The sequence below is a fragment of the Actinoplanes sp. NPDC051633 genome, from assembly GCF_040681735.1.
Taxonomy (GTDB): Bacteria; Actinomycetota; Actinomycetes; order Mycobacteriales; family Micromonosporaceae; genus Actinoplanes.
The window spans coordinates 1-6,099 of sequence record NZ_JBFAZH010000410.1; the positions used below are offsets into that span (position 1 = coordinate 1).

General features: G+C 73.4%; 7 protein-coding genes and 1 pseudogene. All 8 read left to right on the forward strand.

Features of this window, described 5'->3' with window-relative positions:
• Positions 1–384 (forward strand): NfeD family protein (locus AB0M20_RS22145; protein ID WP_364300958.1); only part of this gene is annotated, 384 nt, incomplete at its 5' end.
• Positions 385–393: 9 nt separating this feature from the next.
• A complete protein-coding gene (locus tag AB0M20_RS22150) occupies positions 394–1,539 on the forward strand; it encodes an SPFH domain-containing protein (RefSeq protein ID WP_364300960.1) in 1,146 nt (381 codons plus the stop codon).
• Positions 1,540–1,691: 152 nt separating this feature from the next.
• Positions 1,692–2,360, forward strand: a complete 669-nt coding sequence (locus tag AB0M20_RS22155; RefSeq protein WP_364300963.1) for a hypothetical protein — start codon at positions 1,692–1,694, stop codon at positions 2,358–2,360.
• A 19-nt stretch (positions 2,361–2,379) separates the two neighbouring features.
• Positions 2,380–2,967, forward strand: a complete 588-nt coding sequence (locus AB0M20_RS22160; protein ID WP_364300966.1) for a dihydrofolate reductase family protein — start codon at positions 2,380–2,382, stop codon at positions 2,965–2,967.
• Positions 2,964–3,791, forward strand: coding sequence for an RNA methyltransferase (locus AB0M20_RS22165; protein ID WP_364300972.1), 828 nt, complete (start codon positions 2,964–2,966; stop codon positions 3,789–3,791). Before AB0M20_RS22160 ends, AB0M20_RS22165 begins: the two co-directional genes overlap by 4 nt.
• Entirely contained in the window at positions 3,788–4,318 is a 531-nt protein-coding gene (locus AB0M20_RS22170; protein WP_364300968.1) for a GNAT family N-acetyltransferase, read from the forward strand. The genes AB0M20_RS22165 and AB0M20_RS22170 overlap by 4 nt, the downstream gene beginning before the upstream one ends.
• The gene (locus AB0M20_RS22175; protein WP_364300970.1) at positions 4,308–5,459 is read left to right on the forward strand and encodes an aminotransferase class I/II-fold pyridoxal phosphate-dependent enzyme; all 1,152 of its coding nucleotides are present in this window, start codon (positions 4,308–4,310) and stop codon (positions 5,457–5,459) included. Before AB0M20_RS22170 ends, AB0M20_RS22175 begins: the two co-directional genes overlap by 11 nt.
• A 68-nt stretch (positions 5,460–5,527) precedes the next feature.
• Positions 5,528–6,099, forward strand: a pseudogene (locus AB0M20_RS22180) (hypothetical protein); the annotation flags it as partial.

Here is a 6,099-nt window from a genome sequence, read left to right on the forward strand (position 1 = left end):
TACCAGAACATCTTCTTCGCGATCGGCGCCCACGCCGCGCCCGGTGCGGCCGCGCTTGGCGCCCCCGTGCTGCTTCAGGCGATTGTCTTCGCGGTCGTCTCGGCGCTCTCCGTCGGCGCGGTCCGGCCGATCATCATGAAGCACCAGCGGTCGGCCGTGGAGTCGGGCGAGACGCCGTTCGGCGTCGAGGCCATCGAGGGCTGTGCGGCCACCGTCCTGGAAGAGGTCGACACCGACCGGGGCATGGTCAAGATCGACGGCGAGCTGTGGCAGGCCCGCACGTTCGACCACACCGAGAAATACCTGCCCGGCCAGCGGGTCCGGGTCGTCAAGGTCAAGGGCGCCACCGCCATCGTGTGGCGCGATGACATGCCGAACATATAGAGAGGCGCCATGGATGCCGTCATAGGTGTACTCATCTTCGTGATCGCGTTGTTCGCCGTGATCACGCTGATCCGGTCCGTCCGGATCGTGCCGCAGCAGCGGATGGATGTCGTCGAGCGCCTGGGCAAGTACAAGCGGACGCTGTCGCCCGGCCTCAACCTGCTGGTGCCGTTCGTCGACGCGGTCCGCACCAAGGTGGACATGCGCGAGCAGGTGGTCAGCTTCCCGCCGCAGCCGGTGATCACCTCCGACAACCTGGTGGTCTCGATCGACACCGTGCTCTATTTCAAGGTCGTCGATCCGGTCCGCGCCACCTACGAGATCTCCAACTTCCTGCAGGCCATCGAGCAGCTCACCGTGACCACGCTGCGAAACGTGATCGGTTCGCTCGACCTCGAGCGCGCGCTGACCAGCCGCGAGGAGATCAACCGGCACCTGTCGAGCGTGCTCGACGAGACCACCGGCCGCTGGGGCATCAAGGTGACCCGGGTGGAGATCAAGGCGATCGAGCCGCCGCCGAGCATCCGCGACTCGATGGAGAAGCAGATGCGCGCCGAGCGGGAGCGCCGCGCGACGATCCTCAACGCCGAGGGTCACAAGCAGGCGAACATCCTCACCGCCGAGGGCGAGAAGCAGGCCGCGGTGCTCAAGGCCGACGGTGACCGGCAGGCCCGCATCCTGCAGGCCGAGGGTCAGGCGAAGGCGATCCGTACGGTCTTCGACGCGATCCACACGTCCAACCCGTCGCAGAAGGTGCTGGCCTACCAGTACCTGCAGGCCCTGCCGCAGATCGCCAACGGCACGGCGAACAAGGTCTGGATCGTGCCGGCCGAGCTGACCAAGGCACTCGACGGCCTGGGCGGCGCGCTGGGCGGGCTGGCCAACATGGTCGGCGACAAGCCGACCGAGGCGGTCGACTCCGGTGCCGTCGAGCGCGAGGCGGTCGCGGCGGCCGAGGCCGCGGCGGCCGAAGCGGCGGCGGTCGGCGAGCAGGTCCGCGAGGCCGAGGCGCAGGTGTCCGGTGACCAGGGGCCCAAGGGGCTTCCGGCGCCGGAGCCGATCCCGCCGTCGGCGGCGTTGGGTAGCGCCGATTTCAACGGCGCGACCAGCGGGCGCGTGTACGGCTCCTCCGGTGGGGAGCACGACCGCGCCTGACCTTCCAACCACGAGACGGCCGGTTCCCCGAGGGACCGGCCGTTTCTCTAGGAAACTCCTGTCCCTTTTCGGGCGTTTCACCTACTTGGTGTCCGTCCATCTGGGAGGGTGATACCGGCCCCCCGCCGCCACACGGCAGTGAGGGCGTCGCCATGAGCATCAGCCACCACCAGACGGCCAGCGGCCGACCGCTGCGGGTCGCGCCCGCCTGGGTCGGCGGAGCCCGCTCGACCGCCGCGGACGATCCCCTCCTGCCGGTGCGTGAGGCGGTGTGGATCTGGTCGGTCCGCCGGTACGCCCGGATCGCGCTGTGGGCGCTGCCGCTGAGCGCGCTGCTGCTCGGCTGGTCCACTCTCGGCATCGACACCCCGCCCGGCCCGCTGGCCGTCCGGCTGGCAGCCGGCTGGTGCTCCACGATCGCGATGATTGCCCTGGCCGCGTTGCTGGCCGGGGCGCGCACCCGCCGGTCGGCGCTGACCGGCCTGCTGGTCGGCCTGGCCGGCTCGATCGTGCTGCTGCCGCTGGCCGCCCTGCCGGCCGGCGTCGCGGCGGACGGCAGCCCGCTGGCGGCCGACGAGATGCGCACCGCCGCCATGGTCGGCGCCGCCGTCCTCGGGGCCGGCTGGCTGCTGCTCGGCTGGGCGGTGTTCCGCTCGAAGCTGGTCAACCCGGCCGACGGCGTGCTGCTGATGCTGGCCGCGCTGTCGATCGGCGCCGGCTCGTACGCCGCGAAGCCGCTGCCGACGGTCGGCGCCCTGCTCCTGCTCGCCGCCGGGATGGGCCTGGCCTGGACCGGAGGCCGTCTGATCCCCCGGTCGTAGAAGTGGCATGCTCGTGGCCATGGCGAAGGTGGTAGGCGACATCTCGGTATCCCTCGACGGATACGTGACCGGCCCCGGGGTCGATGCCGAGCACGGTCTCGGCCGCGGCGGCGAGGCACTGCACACCTGGGCCTTCGAGGGCGACGACACCGATCGGGCGGTGCTGCGCGAGTCCACCGAGGCGACCGGCGTCGTGATCATGGGCCGCAGGCTCTTCGACATCGTCGACGGCCCGGACGGCTGGAACGACGAGGTCGGCTACGGCGCCGCCGAGGTGGGGATGCCGCCGGTGCTGGTCGTGACCAGGAACCCGCCAGACGAGGTTCGCCTCGGCGACCGGTTCTCCTTCGTCGTGGACGGCATGGGCAGCGCCGTGTCCAAGGCGATCACCATGGCCGACGACCGCGAGGTCGTCATCATGGGCGGCGCCCAGGCGGTCCGCGGCGCGCTCGAGCTCGGCCTGGTCGACGAGCTCCGGCTGCACCTGGCGCCGGTCATCCTCGGCGGCGGGACCCCGCTGTTCACCGGCGGGCCGCCGCGGCAGCTGCGGCAGATCCACGTGCGGCCGTCGGCGCACGCCACGCACCTCTACTACCGGGTCGACTGACGCCCGTGCCGCCGGTTCACCAGATCGCCGATCCCGCCGACGAGCGGCTCGGCGACTATCGCGCGCTCACCGACCTCGAGCTGCGGACCAAGTGGGAGCCGCCGAACGGGCTGTTCATCGCCGAGGGCGAGCTGGTGCTGCGCCGCGCGCTGCGCGCCGGCTATCGCCCGCGGTCGTACCTGATCGACGCCAAGCGGGTCGATCAGCTCGCCGACCTGCCGGACGACGCCCCGGTGTACGCGGCCACGCCCGCGGTGCTCGAGGCGGCCACCGGCTTCCACGTCCACCGCGGCGTCCTGGCCAGCTTCCACCGCCTGCCGCTGCGCACCGCGGACGATCTGATCGCCTCTGCCCGCCGCCTGGCCGTGCTCGAGGACGTCAACAACCACACCAACATCGGCGCCGTCTTCCGGGACGCCGCCGCCCTCGGCATCGACGCCGTGCTGCTGTCGCCGACCTGTGCGGACCCGCTCTACCGCCGCGCCGTCCGGGTCAGCATGGGCGAGGTGTTCGCCGTCCCGTACGCGCGTCTCGAGCCGTGGCCGTCCGCACTGGCCTCGGTCCGCGACGCGGGTTTCGCCGTCCTCGCCCTGACCCCCGACCCGGACGCCGTGCCCCTGCACAAGCTGACCGCCGGCCAGCGGGCGAGGGCCGCGCTGCTGCTCGGCGCCGAGGGGCCGGGCCTGTCCAAGCACGCCCTCGCGGCCAGCGACGTGCCGGTCAAAATTCCGATGCGCCGCGGCGTGGACTCCCTTAATGTCGCGGCGGCCGCGGCTGTCGCCTTCTGGGAGCTGGGCCGCGACGATGCGGAGATCGACGAGTGACCGAGCTGCGTACCGACCGCCTGCTGCTGCGCGAGTGGCGCGACGACGACCTCGACCCGTGGGCCGCGATGAACGCCGACCCACAGGTCCGCGAGTTCCTCGGCGGCCCGATCACCCGGGCCGGGGCCGCGGCGTCGATCGCCCGCTACCGGGCCGGGTGCGCCGCACGCGGGTGGGGCTGGTGGGCGGTCGAGGTGGCCGGCAGTGGCGAGTTCATCGGCTTCGCCGGGCTCGACCCGATCGCCGAGGGCGCCCCGGTCAGCGGCGTGGAGGTCGGCTGGCGGCTGGCCCGCGACGCCTGGGGGCACGGGTACGCCACCGAGGCCGCCCGGCCGTGCCTGGCGTACGGCTTCGAGCGGCTGGACCTGCCGGAGATCCTGGCCATCGCCGACCCGGGCAACGTCCGCTCACATGCCGTGATGCGCCGGCTCGGCATGGTCCACGACCCGACGGCCGACTTCGAGGACGAGGACGGCAAGAAGGTTGTCTGGCGCATCGAGCGGGCACGGTGGAGTGATGACCGATGAACTTCCTGTCCGGCCACTGACCGAGCTGCGGCGCCGGCGCAGCGCCAAGTGGCAGAGGTTCGCCTCCGACGTCCTCCCGCTGCACATCGCCGAGATGGATTTCGACCTCGCGCCGCCGGTCAAGGCGGCCCTGCACGAGGCGGTGGACGCCTCCGACGTCGGCTACTCGTCGGCCGCCCCGATGCTGGGGGAGGCGTACGCCGAGTTCGCCGCCGACCGGTGGGGGTGGCAGGTGGATCCGGCCGCCGTCACCGCGATCACCGACGTCGGGGTGGGCGTGGTGGAGCTGCTGCGGGTGCTCACCAAGCCGGGCGACGCCGTGGCGATCAGCCCGCCGGTCTACCCGCCGTTCTTCGACTGGGGACCGGAGGCCGGCGTCCGGCTGCTCGACGTCCCGCTGCGACGTGACGGCAACGGCTACCGCCTCGACCTGCAGGCCACGGAGCGGGCGTTCGCCTCCCATCCCGCGGCGTACGTGCTGTGCAACCCGCACAACCCGGTCGGCCTGGTGCACACCGCCGACGAGCTGGCAGCCCTGGTCCGGCTGGCCCGGCTCTACGGCGTCAAGATCATCAGTGATGAGATCCACGCGCCGCTGACGTTGCCGGGCGCGTCGTACACCCCGCTGCTGTCCCTGCCCGGTGCGGGTGACGTGGCGGTCAGCGTGGTGTCGGCCAGCAAGGGCTTCAACCTCGCGGGGCTCAAGTGCGCCGCGGTGGTGACCGGCTCGGCCCGGATGGCCGGCGTCGTGCAGGAGTTCCCGCCGGACTCCCGCTGGCGCACCGGGCACCTGGGCGTGATCGCGACGGTGGCCGCCTTCCGCGACGGGCGCCCGTGGCTCGACCGGCTGGTGGCGACCCTGGACGCGCGCCGCACCCAGCTCGGCGAGCTGCTCCGCGACCGGCTCCCGGCGGTCTCCTGGCAGCCGCCGCAGGCGACCTTCCTGGCCTGGCTGGACTGCTCCAAGCTGGGCGCCGACGACGAGCCGCAGGCGCTGTTCCTGGACCGGGCGAGGGTCGCGCTCGAGCCGGGCACCCGCTTCGGCGCGGCCGGCGCCGGTTTCGCCCGGCTGAACTTCGCCACCGGGGCGGATGTGCTGGATGAGGCGACGGCGCGCATGGCGGCCGCTTGCGCGGGGTAGGCGACGAAGAGACCGTCGCGGCAGTACGGTTGTACTGTTCGCGTCCATCGGCGTCCGGGGGTGTGCAGGTGTCGTCCGGCTCCGACCCGCATCTGATGGCCCTGCTGCGCGCGATCCGGCTGCGGGCGGCCGCGCCGGAGGCGTTCGCCGCGGGCGAGGCGGATGTCGAGGCCGCCTTGGGTACGCCCACGGCGCCGCCCGCCACCCCGAGGCCGTCGTCGGCCACCCCGATGCCGGGCCCGCCGCACGCCGCGCTGCCGCCGGCCGCCGTCCGCCTGGGTCTGCCCGCCGCGCCGGCCTCGCCCGAGCCGGCCGATCCTGCATCAGGGCGGGCGCCCGAGCCCGCTCCGGACGCGCCGCCCGAGCGCCCCGTCAACGCGGACCCGTTCGCCCAGTCGACGCAGACGCCGGCCTACCTCCCTAGTCCCGCGGCTAGTCCCGCGCCCCTCGGCCCGGGCCCCGCCACTCCCGGTGCGATGCCGCCGCCGAGCCCGTCGGGGCCCGCGCCGGGTCCCGGCGTACCCGCGCCGTCGCCGGCGGGCCCGGCGCTCGTGCCCGGGCCGGACACGTTCTCGCCGTCGCCGCCGCCCACTCCGCATCCGGCCACCGACGGGCCACGCCCGCCGGGGCTGCCGCTCCC